This is a genomic window from Enterobacter cloacae complex sp. P14RS (assembly GCF_014895895.1).
GTDB lineage: Bacteria > Pseudomonadota > Gammaproteobacteria > Enterobacterales > Enterobacteriaceae > Enterobacter > Enterobacter bugandensis.
This window is the reverse complement of record NZ_JADBQM010000012.1, coordinates 61792-80986: the sequence shown is the minus strand read 5'-3', so window position 1 is coordinate 80986 and position 19195 is coordinate 61792. Positions and strand designations below refer to the sequence as shown.

General features: G+C 55.4%; 21 protein-coding genes, 1 tRNA gene and 1 pseudogene. 8 read left to right on the top strand and 15 right to left on the bottom strand.

Annotated elements, in window-relative coordinates:
* Positions 1–16: 16 nt before the first annotated feature.
* Positions 17–463 (bottom strand): YccF domain-containing protein, encoded by a 447-nt coding sequence (locus IM295_RS11320; protein WP_041910601.1) that lies wholly within the window; start codon positions 461–463, stop codon positions 17–19.
* A gap of 123 nt (positions 464–586) precedes the next feature.
* Here IM295_RS11320 and helD point away from each other — a divergent pair, with 123 nt between their 5' ends.
* Positions 587–2641 carry a DNA helicase IV gene (gene helD, locus IM295_RS11315; RefSeq protein WP_193066705.1) on the top strand — a complete coding sequence of 685 codons (2055 nt, stop codon included), beginning with the start codon at positions 587–589 and terminating at the stop codon, positions 2639–2641.
* A gap of 56 nt (positions 2642–2697) precedes the next feature.
* Here the strand turns inward: helD and mgsA are convergent, their stop codons facing one another.
* Positions 2698–3156: a methylglyoxal synthase gene (mgsA, locus tag IM295_RS11310; RefSeq protein WP_041912035.1), complete on the bottom strand. Its 459-nt coding sequence runs from the start codon at positions 3154–3156 to the stop codon at positions 2698–2700.
* Between the two features lie 80 nt (positions 3157–3236).
* On the bottom strand, positions 3237–3899 hold the full coding sequence (locus IM295_RS11305; protein WP_041910599.1) for a DUF2057 family protein: 663 nt from the start codon (positions 3897–3899) through the stop codon (positions 3237–3239).
* A gap of 173 nt (positions 3900–4072) precedes the next feature.
* Here IM295_RS11305 and IM295_RS11300 point away from each other — a divergent pair, with 173 nt between their 5' ends.
* Positions 4073–4486: a CoA-binding protein gene (locus tag IM295_RS11300; protein WP_028012609.1), complete on the top strand. Its 414-nt coding sequence runs from the start codon at positions 4073–4075 to the stop codon at positions 4484–4486.
* Between the two features lie 38 nt (positions 4487–4524).
* On the opposite strand, the gene hspQ is transcribed toward IM295_RS11300, so the two are convergent.
* Together hspQ and rlmI are read right to left on the bottom strand one after the other, a co-directional pair.
* On the bottom strand, positions 4525–4842 hold the full coding sequence (hspQ, locus tag IM295_RS11295) for a heat shock protein HspQ (RefSeq protein ID WP_008499919.1): 318 nt from the start codon (positions 4840–4842) through the stop codon (positions 4525–4527).
* A 60-nt stretch (positions 4843–4902) separates the two neighbouring features.
* A complete protein-coding gene (gene rlmI / locus IM295_RS11290) occupies positions 4903–6093 on the bottom strand; it encodes a 23S rRNA (cytosine(1962)-C(5))-methyltransferase RlmI (RefSeq protein WP_193066704.1) in 1191 nt (396 codons plus the stop codon).
* 22 nt (positions 6094–6115) lie between these two features.
* On the opposite strand from rlmI, the pseudogene IM295_RS23295 reads away from it, so the two are divergent.
* A pseudogene (locus IM295_RS23295) lies at positions 6116–6347 on the top strand (helix-turn-helix transcriptional regulator); the annotation flags it as partial.
* 11 nt (positions 6348–6358) lie between these two features.
* Positions 6359–6640, top strand: a complete 282-nt coding sequence (gene yccX / locus IM295_RS11280; protein ID WP_048999181.1) for an acylphosphatase — start codon at positions 6359–6361, stop codon at positions 6638–6640.
* Here the strand turns inward: yccX and tusE are convergent.
* From tusE to IM295_RS11250, 6 genes are all read right to left on the bottom strand, one after another.
* The gene (gene tusE / locus IM295_RS11275; RefSeq protein ID WP_028012611.1) at positions 6637–6966 is read right to left on the bottom strand and encodes a sulfurtransferase TusE; all 330 of its coding nucleotides are present in this window, start codon (positions 6964–6966) and stop codon (positions 6637–6639) included. The genes yccX and tusE overlap by 4 nt on opposite strands.
* 69 nt (positions 6967–7035) lie before the next feature.
* Positions 7036–7587: a LuxR C-terminal-related transcriptional regulator gene (locus IM295_RS11270; RefSeq protein ID WP_193066703.1), complete on the bottom strand. Its 552-nt coding sequence runs from the start codon at positions 7585–7587 to the stop codon at positions 7036–7038.
* Positions 7588–7597: 10 nt separating this feature from the next.
* Entirely contained in the window at positions 7598–8755 is a 1158-nt protein-coding gene (locus IM295_RS11265; protein WP_193066702.1) for a CfaE/CblD family pilus tip adhesin, read from the bottom strand.
* 1 nt (position 8756) lies between these two features.
* Complete coding sequence (locus IM295_RS11260; protein ID WP_193066701.1) at positions 8757–11474, bottom strand: TcfC E-set like domain-containing protein; 2718 nt, start codon at positions 11472–11474, stop codon at positions 8757–8759.
* A gap of 72 nt (positions 11475–11546) precedes the next feature.
* The gene (locus IM295_RS11255; RefSeq protein WP_028012615.1) at positions 11547–12053 is read right to left on the bottom strand and encodes a CS1 type fimbrial major subunit; all 507 of its coding nucleotides are present in this window, start codon (positions 12051–12053) and stop codon (positions 11547–11549) included.
* Between the two features lie 75 nt (positions 12054–12128).
* Positions 12129–12848, bottom strand: a complete 720-nt coding sequence (locus IM295_RS11250) for a fimbrial protein (RefSeq protein ID WP_226859478.1) — start codon at positions 12846–12848, stop codon at positions 12129–12131.
* 331 nt (positions 12849–13179) lie between these two features.
* Between IM295_RS11250 and IM295_RS11245 the strand changes: the two genes are divergently transcribed.
* Positions 13180–13941: a winged helix-turn-helix domain-containing protein gene (locus IM295_RS11245; protein WP_193066699.1), complete on the top strand. Its 762-nt coding sequence runs from the start codon at positions 13180–13182 to the stop codon at positions 13939–13941.
* Positions 13938–14414, top strand: coding sequence for a hypothetical protein (locus IM295_RS11240; RefSeq protein WP_193066698.1), 477 nt, complete (start codon positions 13938–13940; stop codon positions 14412–14414). The genes IM295_RS11245 and IM295_RS11240 overlap by 4 nt, the downstream gene beginning before the upstream one ends.
* Before the next feature lie 56 nt (positions 14415–14470).
* Here the strand turns inward: IM295_RS11240 and yccA are convergent, their stop codons facing one another.
* The gene (gene yccA / locus IM295_RS11235; RefSeq protein WP_013097244.1) at positions 14471–15130 is read right to left on the bottom strand and encodes an FtsH protease modulator YccA; all 660 of its coding nucleotides are present in this window, start codon (positions 15128–15130) and stop codon (positions 14471–14473) included.
* A gap of 269 nt (positions 15131–15399) precedes the next feature.
* Here yccA and IM295_RS11230 point away from each other — a divergent pair, with 269 nt between their 5' ends.
* Both IM295_RS11230 and IM295_RS11225 read left to right on the top strand, forming a co-directional pair.
* A complete protein-coding gene (locus IM295_RS11230; RefSeq protein WP_028012619.1) occupies positions 15400–17028 on the top strand; it encodes an ABC transporter substrate-binding protein in 1629 nt (542 codons plus the stop codon).
* A 144-nt stretch (positions 17029–17172) separates the two neighbouring features.
* Positions 17173–17260, top strand: a tRNA-Ser gene (locus IM295_RS11225).
* A gap of 64 nt (positions 17261–17324) precedes the next feature.
* Here the strand turns inward: IM295_RS11225 and IM295_RS11220 are convergent.
* From IM295_RS11220 to IM295_RS11210, 3 genes are all read right to left on the bottom strand, one after another.
* Positions 17325–17729, bottom strand: coding sequence for a GNAT family N-acetyltransferase (locus tag IM295_RS11220; protein WP_193066697.1), 405 nt, complete (start codon positions 17727–17729; stop codon positions 17325–17327).
* Between the two features lie 169 nt (positions 17730–17898).
* Positions 17899–18735, bottom strand: coding sequence for an alpha/beta fold hydrolase (locus tag IM295_RS11215; protein ID WP_028012620.1), 837 nt, complete (start codon positions 18733–18735; stop codon positions 17899–17901).
* A 225-nt stretch (positions 18736–18960) separates the two neighbouring features.
* A complete protein-coding gene (locus IM295_RS11210) occupies positions 18961–19179 on the bottom strand; it encodes an acyl carrier protein (RefSeq protein WP_028012621.1) in 219 nt (72 codons plus the stop codon).
* Between the last annotated feature and the right edge of the window lie 16 nt (positions 19180–19195).

Below are 19195 nucleotides of genomic sequence, written 5' to 3'. Positions count from 1 at the left end.
CGCGGCCAGTCCTTATTTACTGAAAACGACGACGTGCGTTCGCTTCACGCGCCGCCTGGGCCACTTCGACCGGAACCACCCTGCGCCCGACGGGCCAAAGGGCGATGGCGGCGATCTTAAAGTTCGCGAGCCCGACCGGAATACCAATTATTGAGATGCACTGCGCAATACCGGCAAAAATATGCATGATGCACAGCCACCAGCCGAAGAAAATCAACCACAGAATGTTCAGCAACGTTCCCCCCGTATTCATCAGGGCGCTCTTGCTCTCCGGGTTCAGCTCGTTAACGTGGATAGCTTCATTACCGTAGGGGATGAACGAGAGTTTCGTGATTTCCCAGCAGGAGCGGGTCAGGGGAAGGGTGAAGATCAGGACGATGCTCACCAGCGTGGCAAAAAGCCAGGAAAGGGTGGTGGCAAAACCGCCCAGCACAAAATTCAACACATTCAGAACGGTACGCATAAACCCTCACTTCCTTTCGATAAAATTAACGCCCAATGATTGTAACGTTTTTTTAGGCTGGAGCACCTTAAAACTGGCAGTTAAACTGTCAGGTAAATTATCTCTTCGTGGATTTGGCGGGACATGGAACTGAAAGCAACTTCTTTAGGCAAACGCCTGGCGCAACACCCCTATGACAGAGTTGTTCTGCTCAACGCCGGGGTTAAAGTCTCCGGAGAACGCCACGAATACCTTATTCCGTTTAATCAGCTTCTGGCTATTCACTGCAAGCGCGGGCTGGTGTGGGGCGAGCTCGAGTTCGTTCTGCCTGACGACAAAGTCGTGCGCCTTCACGGTACCGAGTGGGCGGAAACCCAGCGTTTCCACCATCACCTGAACGCGCTCTGGCAGCAGTGGAGCCACGACATGAGCGTGATTGGCGCTCAGGTGCTGCAGCAGGTGCTGGACGATATCGCGCAAAGCAACGCGCAGCAAACGTGGCTGACGCGCCAGCAGACCGCCGGTCTGCAGCAAAAGATTCGACAGGCACTTTCGGCTCTGCCGCTCTCCGTGACGCGTCTTGATGAGTTCGACAATTGTCGCGATGCCTGGCGTCAGTGCCAGGCCTGGCTGAACGATATGGATAAAAGCCGGCTGGCGCATAACCAGGCCTGGACGGACGCCATGCTCACCCAATACGCCGACTTTTTCAGTACGGTGGAGTCTTCACCGCTCAACCCTGCTCAGGCGCGCGCGGTGGTGAACGGAGAGCAGTCGCTGCTGGTGCTGGCGGGGGCTGGAAGCGGTAAAACGTCGGTGCTGGTGGCGCGTGCGGGCTGGCTTCTCACCACCGGGGAGGCCGTTGCCGATCAGATCCTGCTTCTGGCTTTTGGCCGTAAGGCGGCACAGGAGATGGACGAACGCATCCAGGAACGGCTGCACACCCGGGATATTACCGCCAGAACCTTCCATGCCCTCGCGCTGCATATCATTCAGCAGGGCAGTAAAAAAGTGCCTGCCATCAGTAAACTGGAAAACGACGCGCAGGCGCGACAGGCGTTGTTTATTAAAACGTGGCGTCAGCAGTGCAGTGAGAAAAAGGCGCAGGCGAAAGGGTGGCGTCAATGGCTGGAAGAGGAACTCAACTGGGAGGTACCGGAGGGCAGCTTCTGGCAGGATGAAAAACTGGCGCGTCGGCTCGGCTCGCGTCTTGACCGCTGGGTCAGCCTGATGCGGATGCACGGCGGCTCGCAGGCAGAGATGATTGAAAGCGCGCCGGAGGCGATCCGCGATCTATTTTCAAAACGGGTCAAGCTGATGGCTCCGCTATTGAAAGCCTGGAAAACCGCGCTGAAAGAGGAAAATGCCGTTGATTTCTCCGGTCTTATCCATCAGGCGATCGTCATTCTGGAGAAGGGGCGCTTTGTCAGCCCGTGGAAGCATATTCTGGTGGATGAGTTCCAGGATATCTCACCCCAGCGTGCGGCACTGCTCTCGGCGCTGCGGGCGCAAAATAAACATACCTCGCTGTTCGCGGTGGGGGACGACTGGCAGGCCATCTACCGCTTCAGCGGGGCGCAGCTCTCGCTGACGACCGCCTTCCACCACTATTTTGGCGAAGGCGACCGCAGCGATCTGGACACGACATACCGCTTCAATTCACGGATTGGTGAGATCGCCAACCGCTTTATCCAGCAGAACCCGCACCAGCTGGCCAAGCCGCTAAACAGCCTGCGGGCAGGGGATAAAAAAGCGGTCACCCTGCTGGCGGATGACCAGCTGGAGCCGCTGCTGGACAAGCTCAGCGGCTATGCGAAACCCGATGAACGTATCCTGGTGCTGGCGCGTTATCATCACCTTAAGCCTGCTGCGCTGGAAAAAGCCGCTACCCGCTGGCCGAAACTGCAGCTTGAATTTATGACCATTCACGCCAGCAAAGGGCAGCAGGCCGATTATGTGATTGTGGTGGGGCTGAAGGAGGGCAGCGACGGATTCCCGGCTCCGGCCCGCGAGTCGGTCATGGAAGAGGCCCTGCTGCCGGTGCCGGAAGACTTCCCGGATGCCGAAGAACGGCGTTTGCTGTACGTGGCCATCACCCGCGCGCGTCATCGCGTGTGGCTGCTGTTCAATAAAGAGGAGCCATCCGTGTTTGTCGATATTCTGAAGAGTATAGACGTGCCGGTGGCGAGAAAGCCATAACGGCGTCAGGCAAGATTTCCAGGCCGGGTAGACGTAGCCGCCACCCGGCAAAAAAGCTACTTCAGTCTCTCGGAAAGATAGCGCTGATAGTCCGGAATAAGGATCTCAACCGGCGAGTTAAACTGCGGTGATTCAATGATGAAATCCGCCGTTGACAGGTTCGTCGCCACCGGAATATTCCACACCGTTGCCAGACGCAGCAGCGCTTTGACATCCGGATCGTGCGGAACCGCATTCAGCGGATCCCAGAAGAAGATCAGCACATCAATTTTCCCTTCGGAAATCTGCGCCCCGACCTGCTGATCGCCGCCCATCGGGCCGCTCAGCATCGCATTCACCTCCAGACCCGTTTCGCGCTGGATCAGGTTACCGGTAGTGCCGGTCGCCGACAGGGCGTGCTTTTCCAGCAGCGGCTGATGGCGGCGAACCCAGTTAAGCAGCATTTGTTTACAGTGATCGTGCGCCACCAGCGCAATATGTTTGCGTTCAGGCAGCGTGCGTGTTGTCAGTTCCATAATCATATCCATCAGGTTAACTGACTACACGATGACGGGAACCGTCTGACGCTGCAAGAGAAAGGCGTAAAAAATGTGGCTTAAGATGAAGGTTGTTGCTTTGCCCACTGTAAAAACCGGGCCCGCGTGTCGGGATCGGCCTGCTGGAACCAGAATTTAAGGCGCTGTTCCGTCAGGCTCTGGGACTGCGGCGGAATGACGTCCAGTTCCGAGACGCCGGATAGCAGCGTACTGTCGTCCGCCATCATGGTGGCAAACTGCGGAAGGGAGGCGCGTTTGCCGGCTTTGTTATAGACCTGCGTTGCGGCCTCGTAGTCCGGGCTTTTTGTGGCGCTGGTCAACGCCAGAATATCCAGCTTGACCGGGATCGGCATTGCATTCCCGTCCAGCAGCTCAACGCGTGGCGAGGCGTCGAAGGCCGCTGATTCCTTCTCCGTTTCAAGGCGAGGCAGGGTAATGTTCACCTGGCTGATTTGCCGGGTATTAAAGCTGACAATCAGCGGCGGAGAGATGTACATCCGCTGCTCATGGTTAGTCAGGCCGATCGCTTTTTCGACCCGGAACACCAGCTGATGCGGCCCGTTATCTAACTCAATGCTGTCAGCCCCGCGCAATAACGAGCTGGAAACCTTTTTCCCGTCCAGAACCAGAAGATCAATGTCGCCAGAGAGCCGAAGCGTGGTGGCAAAAACGCAAACCGGCATCGCTAACGCAATCAGAGCAGTGGCAAAACCGGTTTTCATAGAAGGCTCCTGTCAGAGATACTGTCGCCGCATTAATGTATCTAAATCTTTCGATAATCACGTTTACTAACATATAGACATATTTTGCCGTTTTGCCCTCATACATCTGTATGGGATGGATGGTTGAGATGTGCGCTTTGGCGTACACTTTTAAAAAAGCCAGGAGAAAAACCATGAAAGAGAACGATATTGCCGAGATTCTGACATCCACGCGTACCATTGCGCTGGTGGGCGCGAGCGATAAACCCGACCGTCCCAGCTATCGGGTGATGAAATACCTTCTCGATCAGGGCTATCACGTCATCCCGGTCTCACCAAAAGTGGCGGGGAAAACCTTACTGGGCCAGCAGGGTTATGCCACCCTCGCTGACGTGCCGGAAAAAATTGATATGGTCGATGTCTTCCGTAATTCCGAGGCGGCGTGGGAAGTGGCGCAGGACGCGATTGCCGTCGGGGCGAAAACATTGTGGATGCAGCTGGGCGTGATTAACGAGCAAGCTGCCGTGCTGGCGCGGGATGCGGGATTGAAGGTGGTTATGGATCGCTGTCCGGCGATCGATATCCCCCGTCTGGGGCTGGCGAAGTAATAAAAAAAAAGCCCGTTCATCGGGCTTTTTTTACACGCTTAGTTCCGCAGGCGCGGAGCCTGTAACTGTTTGCGGATAGTCTGAGCAAGTTCATCCATCGTGGGTTGTTCCGGATGCTCTTCCTGCAGCTCGCTACTTAGCTGCGCTTCGGCAAGGTAGGTATGTACGGGTTGTCCGTCGTCACCTTCCATCACTACATGGTACCAGGGTGCAGCGCGAAGCTCTGCGTTCACCGCCAGTTCGTCCGCTGACGGTTCATCAAGGGAATACTCCGGGTCGATATCCACGACCACACCCAAATACCCAAGCAAAGTGTGGCGGACCTGCTGGCCGATACCGAATTTGCTGGCAATCATAGTCACCTCCCGGGAAATACGACTTACACATTAAGTGCGGGCAATATTTCTCTTTTCAAGTTACATGACGCGACAGGCAAACCCTTTCAGATACAGTCCTTCCGGGTAGGTAGCAATCACGGGGTGATCGGCTGCCTGACGGAACTGCTCTATAAATTGTACATCACGACCAGCATCTATTGCGGCATCGGCGATGATTTTTTGGAATAAATCGGTGGTCATCAGCCCGGAGCAGGAGAAGGTGAGCAGCACCCCGCCCGGGTTCAGCAGCTGGATCGCCAGCATGTTGATATCCTTATACCCACGGCAGGCGCCCATCAGCTGGCTTTTGTTTTCCACAAACTTTGGCGGATCCATCACGATGACATCGAACTTCTCGCCCTGATCGCGATATTTACGCAGCAGCTTGAAGACGTCGTCGCGTATAAATTCGGCTTTGCTCAAGTCCAGTTTGTTCAGCTCGACGTTCTGTTTTGCCACGTCCAGCGCTTCCTGCGAGGTATCCACGCTAACCACTTGGGCACAGCCGCCCATCAGCGCCGAAACGGCAAACCCACCGGTGTAGGAGAAGCAGTTGAGCACGCGTTTGTCGGCAACGTACTGACGCGTCGCGAGACGGCTGTCGCGCTGGTCAAGGTAGTAACCCGTTTTGTGCCCGCCCTGAATATCCACCAGCAGCTTCATGCCGTGCTCTTCAATCGGCAGCAGGGCAGGCGGCAGTTCACCCGTGACCGGCCCCTGAGTCAGCTCCATGCCTTCTTTTTTGCGCACCGCCACGTCGCTGCGGTCGTAAATGGCGCACTGTGGGAACAGGGTTTGCAGGGCGCTAATCAGCGCGGCACGCTGGTATTCCGCCCCGGCGTTGAGGAGCTGCAGCACCAGGAAGTTGCCGAAGCGATCGATGGTCACGCCCGGCAGGCCGTCGGACTCACCGGCAATCAGGCGATAGCTGTCCAGCCCGTCGCGCTTTGCCAGCCACTCGCGCCACTGCTGCGCCTGCTGCAGGCGGCGGACGAAGAAGTCGATGTCGATGGTTTCGTCTTTATCGAAGGTCCAGACGCGCGCGCGGATCTGGGAGGCGGGCGAGTATGCGCCGCGCGCTAACCATTTCCCCTGATGGTCAACAATATCAATGGTTTCACCGAGGCTGGCTTTGCCTTCCATACGGGCAACTGCGCCGGAAAAGACCCAGGGATGACGGCGCAGTAATGATTTCTCGCGCCCTTTGGCTAACACTAAACGTACACTCATAATTTGCTGTTCTGTCGATTTCAGGGAAATGGCGCGTAGAGTAGCACATTCAGCCAGGCGCAATCATCTGCGGATGTCGTTGAGCGTTTCGCCAGATCGTGGAGGAGGTGAGAATGGCCGTGGCGCTGTCACAGTTACAGTCGACTCGCTTACCGATCGGTGAAATCGCATTACAATGTGGGTATCTTTCCAGCTCTCGTTTCACCGCCCGTTTCCGGCAGCACTATGGCTGTTTACCGAAAACGCTACGTTAAGGAGAAGAAAAATGTCAAAAGTCTGCACCATTGCCTGGGTCCACGGCCTTGTTCAGGGCGTCGGGTTCCGCTACAGCACCCAGCGCGAAGCGATGACGCTTGGGCTAACGGGATACGCGCGAAATATGGACGACGGCAGCGTTGAGGTGGTCGCCTGCGGCGACGCGGAGCAGGTTGAAAAACTGATGGCGTGGCTGAAAGCAGGCGGGCCGCGCAGCGCCCGGGTTGATAAGGTCTTAACGGAACCGCATCAACCCGGCAGGGAATATGTGAACTTCGGTATTCGGTATTAAATACACTTCACCGGTTTAGGAAGGCCGGCAATTTTGGTGGCCTGTTTTGCCGGGCCCTTCGGGAACAGGCGATACAGATAGCGGCTGTTGCCTTTTTCTTCGCCAAATTTGTTGGCCATCGCCTTGACCAGCATGCGGATGGCCGGAGAGGTGTTGAACTCGAGATAAAACTCGCGCACAAAACGGACCACCTCCCAGTGTTCGGGGGAGAGGGCGATACCTTCGTTTTCGGCGATTTTCTCCGCCAGCGGCTCGCTCCATAGCGTGGTGTCTTTCAGATAGCCTTCGCTATCGGTCTCAATTTCCTGGCCTGCAAAAATGAACATAGTGCTCTGTCGATAAAGTAAAAAACGCCCCTAGTCTAGCAAATAAGGGGCGGCGTGAGAAACCTCGACCTACAGAAGAAGCTGGAGCAGATTATTGGCATTAAGCTTTTTCAGCGCGTTGCATTTATACGTCGACACCTGTTTTTCACTCATCTGCGTCATATGCGCGACATGCCGTACCGATTGTCCGTTCACCAGCCTGTCGAGCACGTTGAACTCCATGCCTGTCAGGCAACAATTCAGGGTGCGCACCCGGCGGGGCTCTCTGGCAAGCAGATACGCCGCATCCGCAACGGCAATCCGGTCATCAATGATATATAAGGTCAGCGTGGCAAACCGCTTTCGCAGATGGGTAGCCAGTGCCCAGCCTTTTTCATTGCACACCAGATACACCGTTCCTTCCCAGCGCCTGGCTTCCAGCTCCAGAAGAATGTCGACCAGCGCCAGGTGCGTCCCCGCGACGGAAAAGCGGCAGCGAACAACGAGGGTGTCGCAGGCCAGCAGCGAACGGCACCACTTTACCGTACCGCTCGAAACCTGCGTCTGAGCGTTACGGCGCAGAAGGGCGTAGCGCAACCCTTCGGCATAAAAACTATTGTTGTCGAGGATGGCGTAACTCACAATGGGCTCTTTATAAGGTACTGGGCGTATAGATAACGCGTAGGGTGCCGGTGTAATCCCCGGCATTTTTGCTGCTGGCAGCAAACGCGGGCGTTTTCAGAATGATGGGGGCGGGGACACAAAGTACGCTCTCCCGTCCACCCGGCAGCACAACCTGACGCAGATATTGCGGGTCATTAGTGCCCTGCCAGATCAGCGTTTTGCCATTCGCCGCGGTTTCTGCTGCGCCCGTGACCGGGTTGATCACCGTAACCTGATAATCGAGCCGATCCCGTGCTTCGGTCTGGCTTCCACCGCGTCGTCTGACGGAAAACGCTCCCTCAGTACGGCCCGTGGCCGCTAAACCGTCATCCTCAAAGCGCAGATAGACGCGCGTGCTGGCGCTGTTTTTACCGTCATACAGGCACATATCCAGCGCGCTCTCGCCCTGGATTTCGCTGCCGCCGGGCCGCCCCGGAAAATTGGTCAGATTGAGGTTAACCATCGGGGTTGAGTGGGGGAACGCCGGCAGATAAATCTGCTGGTTACCCGGATCGACCACCTCAATGCGTATCGTCGCCTGCCAGCGGGCTATGGTGAGGTAGCCCGGACATCCGACGTTGACATCGTTAAAGTTGCCCCCGCAGTCGGCGCTTCCCCATTCGCGCAGGTTCTGCTTCAGCGTTGCGGTCCAGATGCCCGGCTGGGCGAGCTTATCCAGTTCGCCTTTAACGATGTAAAAATCAAAATAGGGTTCCCGGTTCCAGGCCGAGAGATCGGCGGTACCGCCGCTGACAAAGCTGGCAAAGGTGAAAATTTTGTTGTTGATAAACATATGTTTTTCCCCATAGACCTTCACATCTGCTGTTTTATTTGTCGACGTGTGGGTAAAACGCAGCGTAATGGCGTAGGGGGCGGCCGGGTTCGCGGTAAACCAGACCGGCGCTGTCATACACGCTCCGTTCGTCGGGTCGGTGCGGGACTCGCAGGTCAGGGTGTTGCGTCCCCACTTTTGCGGGTCGATAGTGTCGTAACCGCTCGGTTCATGGACCCAGATATCAAAACGCGCAGGCGGCACCGCGCGATCGTAGCTAATCCCTACGCTGGAATTTCTTCCGGCAGGGACGCCCGCCAGCGTCTGACAGCTCCACAGCGTCAAAAAAAGTAAAATAAAGAGGTAGTTGTTCACATCATTTCCCTTTGGTGAGGTGCTCTGCATTCATGGCCGTTGGCCCCGTAGGCACGTTCCGCCCGGCGAGCATCAGTTGCGCCTGGTGCTGGACCGAATCCGGCAGGGCGGAGAAAGTGAGTTCCCGACACGGGATAGACCCGACATAACGCACCACGTCGCGCATGCTTTTCACGCTCAGTTCACACTGATAAAACTGCTGCTGACGCACCAGATAAAGGTTGCGCAGCAGGGCGTCGCTCTGGGCGCTGAAACCGCCATTGCCGAGATCGTTCCAGCCGTTCACGTTCAGCGGTACGCCGCCCACGAACGGCGAATGATGTTCGTCAGTGAGCAGGCCGAGCCAGGTGTAGCGGGTGGTGGTTTGCACGTCCCGGCGAAGCATTTTGCCCGGCACCATAAAGAGCGTCCGGCTCCCGGAACCCTGCGTGATTTCACTGCTTGCGCCTGATGAGACGTTCAGCGACTCATTAACCGTCAGCGTTGTTGGCTGATAACCCGGCACCGCAAAAAGGGCACGGCTGTTGGCCGGGATATCCGCGGTACCGCCGTTATCCAGCGAGACGGCGACGCGTGAATCCCGGGAATCCTCAGGCGTAGCCACGTTTACCGCAACGGCAGAAGCCGGGCGTCCATCGCCCCAGCGGCCAAGCCACAGCCCTGAGCGCGACAGGGCGAGGGTGGAGCTGTAGTTGCCGCTGCTGCTTAACGTATGGCGCCCATCCTGGCGGTCCCATGCGTCGCTCACCGTCAGGCTGGCGTTACCAAAACGTCCGCCCTGGCGCGTGTACGCCGAGGCATTGAGCGAATCGCTGTTGATCCCCGACGCGCTCAGCCCGTATTCATTCTCGCCGCGCGCGTCGGCATACCAGTTGTGCGCCACGTTGTAGCTCAGCTGGTTTTTCTGATGCTGCTGGTGCTGCCAGGTTGCACCAAGCGAGGTATAGCCTGACGCATCGCCCTGACGCTTATGCGCCAGTGAGAGGCTAATGCTCAGATAGCCGCCTTTGTCTTTTCCGTCGCGAGAGTGGTCGTTGCGCATAAACAGGTTAATGCTGCTGTTGATGTTCAGACCGCGCGCGCTAAAGGTATTACTCAGCCCGCCTTGCCAGGCCTGCGTGCGGGAGCGGGTCATATACACCGGCTCCCACGGCAGGCCGGCATCGTGACGATCGTCATGGTCAGGCAGTTCCCGGCGCGTAACGTAGCGCCCTTCGTTGCGGTTATCCGAATACCCCAGGTTGGCGTACCACGAGCCGACAGGCACGGAGAACATGACCGAGAGGCTACGATAACAGCCGTTGACGGCGTCAAAACCTGCGCTGCGGGTATCACAATTTTCTGCGGATAACGCGTTGCGGTAGAAGCTCAGCGAAAACCCGTCGTTATAGCTGATTTGCTGAATATTGCCGCGTTGGCCCTTGCTGCCGTAGAGGTAGCTAAAGCGTGTGCTTAATACCCCGTCGATCGGGCCCGCGTTAAAGCCGCGGCTCCAGTCGAGGGCATTTTCCAGGAAGTGCTGCCTTTTCATGACGGTTGCGCCGCTGGTCAGCGCCAGCGTCGGGGTGACGGGCAGGCGTATACCCGCCTGTGCGACCGGGCTGCGTTCATCATTGCGATCGTTATTAGCCGTTTCCCCTGCCTGCATAAACCACTCGACGCGGTCGAATGGCGTAATGCCCGTACGGGTAAACGGAACCTGCTCGGTACGCGTCAGTCGGTTGTTTTCGTAAACTGACAGCGTCACGGTATAGCTTCCATCCGGAAACGCGCGGGTATCCAGAGTTTGTGCCCCGGCATTGAGGTAAAAGCTGGCCAGCAGCTCCTTGCCGCGGCGCGCGTCGATACGCGCATCGTGCGAAAGCAGCACCGTAATGGGCGTGCCCTTCGATTGCTGAACCGGGTTGATCCATGCCCGGGTCGAGCCCGTGCGCAGGCCACGAATCTTGCCCAGCGGCAGCTGGCTGAGGTTAATATTCCCCCCGGCGTTGCTGAACAGGTCGCGGGTATCCATCTCGCCTATCTGTAGATAATATTCACGCCATAAATCCTGGCGGAACCAGGCATTGTTAACGGTCATTTCCTGCTGCTGCTGATGACGCGAGCGTTGTCCCAGCCAGGTCCAGTCGAGGTTAAGATAGCCGTCCTGGGTCAGCGCCAGCGCCCCGTTGCCCTGAACGGTGGCAGACTGATAATCCCTGTCGGCAACGAAATTGATATTTTGCTGATGAATCAACGCGTTTTCGCTGTCCTGGGTGGGCTGATACCACTGGTTTTCCTCCGAGGGCTTTGGCAAAAAGCGCTTATCAAAAAACAGGTTTATGCGAGCATTGTTTTCGTCATAGATGATGGCCGCACGGCGGGTTTCGAGATAATCACACCCCGTCGCGGAGCCGTTGCTGCTGCAGGCCAGGTTGCCGTTACGGGCAAGCGGAACGGCCAGCGCTGCGGAAACGGAGCCGATAAGGGCAGGATCGTCGTTAAACTGACGTTTGATGGCCGCGACCACAGTTTCAGGCGCGACAAAACTGACCGTTTCAAGATTGATATCGGTTTCGAAAAGGCCAAGCGACTCGCCGTATAAGCTCACCTCTGTCCACATGCGCTGCGTTTTCGCCAGGTCTTCGAATCCGGCCGGGACGGCCATCTCAGCGCAGGCGAGGTGGACAGATGCGGGTAATAAAGCAACAAAAAGGAGAGTATTTCTGTGAAACGCCATGAACGAGCCTCGACATCATCCTGACGTCAGAGGGCGGGCGCCCTCTGACGTTATTCCTTAGGTGCTATGGTGTTACGCACCGCCTTCCGTGGTGGTCGCCTGAGTCAGCATCAGGCTTACAACGCCGCTGTACTGGCCGGTTTTCAGAATGCCTTTGGTGGTCTGGGAAATGGTCAGAGGCAGAACCGCAGAACCGTTTTCAATGCTGCCCGGGAACAGTTCGGTTCCGGTAAATTCGGCATCGGTGGTGGACAGAGTTTTATCACCCAGAAGAACCGTCATCGGTACAATCTGATCCCCATCCGTGTTGGTGAGCTTAGCTGCGCTAACGAGGCGTACTTTGACGTTACTGGTAGCGGAGTTGGACCATACCTTGGTGTTCAGGCGGTAGCTTTCCAGGCCCCGACCCGGCAGATACTGCATGTCGATGCTGGCTGGCAGCGGCGTGTTATCGGCCTGGGTCATATCCAGCTGTGAATCAACGCTGGCGTTGACGGTAATATCTTTCTGGATCGCCAGCGCGCTGGCAGATGTGGTCATCGCGGCAACGATCATCAGAGGTTTAATAAATTTACGCATTGATATCTCCATATTTTACAAATGAGCACCCTGGCTCTTTAAACAAACCACAAGGGTTTTTACAGTGACGTCGTGTTATTGCACGACGGGTAAGTCAGCTTCTTCAGCGGTTTTTTTCACCCAGTTGAAGTAGCGGAATTTGTATTTCTTGCCGTTTATCTGATTAAGCGTTTTTAATTTCCGCTCGGTATCCGGATAAATCGTGGCGTCTTCTTTAATCCATTTACAGACGTCGTCTGACTGACAAATACCGATCTCCCTGAGCGGCACGCGCAGGGTGCCGGCGTTGGTGACGGTCCCCCGTGCGGGATCGATATGCAGCGAAACGCGCTCCGTGGCAGGGGCCAGATGTACCAGCGCCCCCCAGATAACATTGACCCCAAGCTTTGCCGTCGCTGCCGTGCTTTCAGGCTGGCCGGGAATAATGCTGTCCGGCTGTTTCACCCCTTCAAAATAGACTCGCCAGGTGGTCTCTTTTTCCGGCGGCGTCAGTGAAACAAGGCGCACCACACGCATTGCGCCTGCAGCCAGGGCAAATTTATCGGGCGTCACCACGACGCCGCCTTCTTTCCACGAAGCAACGTCAATCTCTTTTTCCTGGGCCGTTCCGGGGTTAAGAATTTTCTTTTGCCTCACCCGAATGAACTGAATATCATCCGTTTTCGATGCCACTTTTATTTGCGCTGCGCCGGCGCTATCCACGTTAAGTTCCATTGGATAGACGCTCATATTGGCCATTGTCATTTCTGAGAAAAATGACAGCGACAGCGCGGCGACATAAAACGCGGTTGTCATATTCACTTTTTGTTTCTGTTTCACATTCAGCCTGCCTGCTCTGAGTTCTTGTGCGGTTTTTAACACCAGGACACCGTCTGCTTTCGTATCGCTTCAGGGCAGGGAAACTTTAACCAGAACAGCAGGTTGTGAAAATTTGTATTAGTTAACCGCTGATATACAGTGATTTATCCTGATTTGCTGGGCTTAAAGTTGTATAGTTAAAAGAAAATGCCGCTACCCAGGATGGGAAGAAAATTCCTGTTGATGAAAAAAGAACCAGCTCAGGAAGCGATTTTCTTGCCGATGTCACAGGGATAAAAAAGCCTGCGGTAATAGCTGAGAGTGAAATATGTTTTTTATATGCAATAATTCGTTGTTATTTGATCCTGAAGCACATGCAATTAGCCTTGTTGGTCAACCGGAGTCTGTATTAACGCTCTCGGCGCCAGCCGTTCGCCTTTTACAGGAGTTTATTCGTCATAAAGGGCACGATCTGAGTCGGGAGGAATTAATTACGCGCGTCTGGGAGGAGTATGGCTTTACGCCGTCTGGAAATAACCTCAACAAAGCGGTCAGTGAATTACGCAAAAGCTTCCAGTCTCTTGGGGAACATCATAATTTCATTGTGACGATACCCCGGTATGGATTCCGTTTTGTTGCCGATGTGATTTGCCAGCCTGCGCAAATTGTTCAACCCGCTGAAGCACAGCCGTTCTCTTCCGTCGTGCCGCCAGAGGCAAAACGTCAGCGTATTTCCCTTAAATGGGGCGCCGCGGCAGCGGCATTGTTAGCATCAGCACTGGGGTTAGGCCTGCTGTTTAACCAGCAGCAGAAGATCGCTATACCGATGACGCCAAAGCCCGTCGCGCAGAAAATAGCGGGCTGTAGCATCTTGCTTATTAACGATCATGGCCGGCCGCTGGTGCTCTCGAAACTGGCGGGGCTGCTGGAGGCGAATAACGTGGCGTGCGCGCGCGAAGCGTACAATATCTACTATTTCAGCGCCCGCTTTAACCTTGCAGTTGCGGATGAAGTGTTCATTGGTGCATGCCCGGTCAATAAAACCAGCCTGTGCAAAACAATTCGCTATAAAAGCGGGGCAGAAAAATGAAAATGAGACTTCTGTTTGCTGCGGGTGGGGCGCTTGCTGGCGGCGCGCTGGCGCTCTTTATTTATTCCGGGGGCATATATAAGCGTGATGCGCTGGCCTGCAGTACGGAATTTAACTTTACGCGTAACGAGGGAAAAGCGAATGAGGTCCGGGTCAATACCATGGCCCAGTTCTATTTTCATCGGGACGGCACCGGCTTAACAACGTACAAAGGTGCAGCTATGGCTGAAGGCCGGGGCATGATCGTTGACAGAGATGTGGATTTTACCTGGTCGCGACGGGATGATGATAACGTTATCGTGTTGAGCTACACCAAAACCTGGCGTCGGCATAATGACAATACCCCGGACGAAAAATGGGGAGGCTTTGCGAGGCCGACAGCCCGCTATTACCTGACGATCTCTGAGCTTGCGCCCGCCGTGTGGCTGATACAGGACCGGCTCTATCCCACCTATATTTGCCGCGGTGACTAGGGCATAAAAAAAGGAGAATGCCTGAGGCATTCTCCTTTTTGTTTCAGCAGGTCTGCTTAATCGCGGCTGGCGAAGCCCAGGATGCTCAGCAGGCTGACGAAGATGTTGTACAGCGACACATACAGGCTCACGGTCGCGCGGATGTAGTTGGTCTCACCGCCGTGAATAATGTTGCTGGTTTCATACAGGATCGCGCCGGATGACAGCAGGATAAACACCGCGCTAATCGCCAGGTGCAGGGCAGGCAGCTGCAGGAAGATGTTTGCCACCATACCAATCAGCACCACTACGATACCCGCCATCAGCATACCGCCAAGGAAGGACATATCCTTGCGCGTGGTCAGCACGTAGGCCGAGCAGCAGAAGAACACCAGCGCGGTACCGCCCAGCGCCATGCCAATCACGTCACCCATACCGGCAGACAGATACGCGTTCAGGATCGGCCCCAGGATATAACCCAGGAAGCCGGTGAAGGCGAACGCGGAAAGAATACCGACCGGTTTATCAGCGGTTTTGTAGGTCAGGAACATCAGACCGTACATCCCCACCAGCGTCAGGATCAGGCCCGGAGACGGCAGCATCAGCACGGTACTGGCGGTAGCGGTGATAGCCGAAAACGCCAGCGTCAGGCTGAGCATGAAATAGGTATTGCGCAGCACCTTGTGGGTGCTGAGTAGCGATGTGCGGTCGCGTGAGGAAGTAATTATACGATCCATGAGTCACTCTCTTATGACAGATGTAATTAACGGAAAGAATAGGAAACGGCGCGCCAGTCTCAAAGTGGTTTTACCCATCTTTACTCAGCACGTTAGCGCTGAAGGTGGTTATTTCTTCTGCAAAAGCATGTGTAACCAGTATGAACGGCGGTTTAAAAGTATTTACCAGATCAACCTCTTATAGGTTACTGAAAAATATTGCGTTATTGCATTTCGGGCGCTAAGAGTTATCTCCGGATCGTCATAAAACAGACAATAAGGCGAAGGATATGAAACCACAAACACGCACGCGCTTTACGCTCTCTTTACTCACCGCCGGGATCCTGTGCGCCAGCACGGCGACCTGGGCGGCTAACGTGCCAGCAGGAACAGCGCTGGCCGAAAAACAGGAACTGGTCAGAAACAATGGCAGCGAACCGGCCTCGCTCGACCCGCACAAAGTCGAAAGCGATGTCGAATTCAATATTATCAGCGATTTATTCGAAGGGCTGGTGAGCGTCTCCCCGTCAGGAGAAATCCAACCCCGGCTGGCTGAAAAATGGGAGAACAAGGACAACACCGTCTGGACGTTCCACTTACGTCCGGGCATCACCTGGAGCGACGGGACGGCCATTACCGCAGAGGATGTGGTCTGGAGCTGGCAGCGCCTGGTTGATCCAAAAACCGTTTCACCGTACGCCAGCTATCCCGGCAACATGCATATCGTCAACGCGGCCGATATCGCTCAGGGGAAAAAATCCCCCGACACGCTGGGCGTAAAAGCAATTAACGATACCACGCTGGAAGTAACGCTCACCCAGCCCAACGCGGCGTTCCTGGCGATGCTGGCGCACCCGTCGCTGGTGCCGGTGGATAAAGTGCTGATTGGCCGTTTCGGCGAAAAGTGGACCAAACCGGAGCATTTTGTCAGCAGCGGAGCGTATAAGCTGTCCCAGTGGGTGGTCAACGAACGCATTGTGGCGGAGCGTAACCCGCGCTACTGGGATAACGCGCATACCGTTATTAACAAAGTCACCTATCTGCCGATCACCTCCGAGGCCTCGGATGTGAACCGCTATAAAGCGGGCGAAATTGATATTGTGTATACGGTACCTATTAACCAGTTTGCTCAGCTGAAGAAAACGCTGGGCAGCCAGCTGGACGTCTCCCCGCAGCTGGCGACCTATTACTACGAATTCAACACCACCCGTCCGCCGTTCAACGATGCCCGCGTGCGCAAGGCGCTGAACATGGCGCTGGATAAAGACATCATCGCTGAGAAGGTAATGGGGCAGGGGCAGCGCCCGGCGTGGCTGATTAGCCAGCCGGACATCGGCGGTGTCAAGCTGCAGAATCCCGATTACGCCAGCTGGCCGCTGGACAAGCGTATTGCTGAGGCGAAAAAACTGCTCAACGAGGCCGGGTATAACGAAAGCCATCCTCTGAGCTTCAACCTGCTCTATAACACCTCTGAATCGCACCAGCGCATCGCGATTGCGGCCAGCTCTATGTGGAAGAAAAACCTCGGCGTAGACGCGAAGCTGCAAAATCAGGAGTGGAAAACCATGCTGGATACCATGCACACCCACAACTTTGACGCGGTGCGCTACGCCTGGATTGCCGACTACGACGACGCGGCGACCTTCCTGAACAACTTCCGTACCGGCGACAGTGAAAACACCAGCCAGTACAGCAACCCGGACTACGATCAAGCCTTGATCAACGCCGCAAAGGCCAAAACGCCGGCAGAGCGGGGTAAGTTCTACCAGCAGGCAGAGGATCTGCTTGGGCGTGATGTGCCTGCCATTCCGGTTTATCACTACGTCCGTACGCACCTGGTGAAACCGTGGGTGGGTGGCTTTACGCCGGATAAGCTGGGGTACTATTTCACAAAAGATATGTACATCAAAAAGCACTAAGCGAGAGGGCTGGATTTTATGCTGAGAAAATCGCCGATGTGTTGTCAGTTCAACCGATTAAGCACATTTTGGCTAATTTTAAAGCGAACGATTGCAGCCACTCTTTACAGCATGCGGTGAGGTGTTTATAGTTCGCCTCACTCAGGAAGTGTGGCCGAGCGGTTGAAGGCACCGGTCTTGAAAACCGGCGACCCGAAAGGGTTCCAGAGTTCGAATCTCTGCGCTTCCGCCAGATATAAACCCCAGCTTACTCGTTAAGCTGGGGTTTTTCTTCCGTCTTATCTCAGAGTTGCCTTTTACCAGATTCTGGCCATTCCTTCGCTTGCCGGGCGAACGAGAGTGAAGCCAAATTTAGAATACAGCTCGGGGACATCCGCCATTAAACAAACGTAGGCCCCTCTACAGGCATTGTTATCCAGCCATGCCACAAGCGTTTCCATGATGAGTCTACCGAGCCCCTTTCCCTGATGAAGAGGGTCAACGGCGACGTCGACAATATCAAAATTCAACGCACCGTCTCCCACGATTCGCCCCATACCCACGAGTTTTCCCTCACACAAAATATGCATGCCATAACAACTGCCAGGCAGCGCTTTGCGTGCTGCCTCCAGCGGACGAGGGCTAAGACCCGAGATTTCGCGCAGGCGGCAAAACGCTTCTGCGGAGGGGACGGTTTCAACTACGGTATAGTTTTCATGCATAAAAAGCTCCAGTCAGTATCTCTCGGTGTGTAATCCCCTCGGGCTAAACAGCGTTAGCGCCCGGCGGCGTTTCGCTGGCACAGGCTTACAATGAAACGTGCAACGTATTAATATTATTGCAGAATGTAGGCCGGGTAAGCGTAGCGCCACCCGGCAAGAAAGGCGAGGTTTATGAACGGATAAAGGCCAGAATGTCCGCGTTAATGGTATCCGCGTGGGTGGTATGCATCCCGTGCGGGAAGCCCGGATAAATTTTCAGTACGCTGTTCGCCAGCAACTTATCCTGCAGCAGGGCAGCATTCTTATACGGCACGACCTGATCGTCGTCGCCCTGCATCACCAGAACGGGAACCGTGATGGTTTTTAAATCTTCCGTCTGGTCGGTTTCTGAAAACGCCTTAATCCCCTCGTAGTGGGCCCTGGCGCTGCCGATCATGCCCTGACGCCACCAGTTCTGAATGGTGCCCTGTGAAACCTCGGCCCCCGCCCGGTTAAACCCATAAAAAGGACCGCTGGCGACGTCGAGGTAAAACTGGGCGCGATTCGCGGCCAGCGCTTTACGGAAGCCGTCGAAAACCTCTACAGGTGTCCCGCCAGGGTTGTTTTCTGTTTTCACCATCAACGGTGGAACGGCGCTCACGAGCACCGCTTTGGCAACGCGCCCCTGCGGCTGGCCGTACTTCGCAACATAGCGGGCCACCTGGCCACCGCCGGTAGAGTGGCCGACATGCACCGCATTGTGCAGGTCCAGGCTTTCAACCACGGCCGACGCGTCAGCCGCATAATGATCCATATCGTGCCCTTCGCTGACCTGGTCCGAACGCCCGTGACCACGGCGGTCGATTGCGATAACGCGATAGCCTTCCGCAAGGAAGAAGAGCATCTGGTTATCCCAGTCATCGGCACTCAATGGCCAGCCGTGATGGAAAACAATGGGCTGAGCCTCTTTCGGACCCCAGTCTTTGTAGTAAATATTGACGCCGTCTTTCGTTGTTACGAATGCCATACCGCAGACTCCTCTGTTAAAGACGCAACGATCGCTGGCTGAGCGCAGAGCGAACCATTATTGTCTTCATGATGTTGGCTTGTTTTGTTTCCCGTACCGACAGTACCCCTAAAGTGTAGGAGAAATAGTAAAACCGGTGGGTTTCATTCGTGTGAATGGTATCCAGAAGGGGAAAGCGAATGATGGGCTCTGGAGTGAGTCCCAGAGCCATCAGAGGAGGAGGCGTTAACGGTTCTCTTCAATATAACGGGCGAGATCGGCCGGGGTTTTCAGCACCGTCGCCACGTCGGTAGGCGGGATCATACAGCCGTAAACGTCCTGCACCTCCAGCACCATGTCGACTGCCAGAATGGAATCGAGAATGTCGGATTCAATCAGCTCATCGTGAAAGCCAACCTTGCGGGATAACACTTTTTCAAACAGGGCGAGAATATCGTGTTCCATCATTTTTCCTGGGATA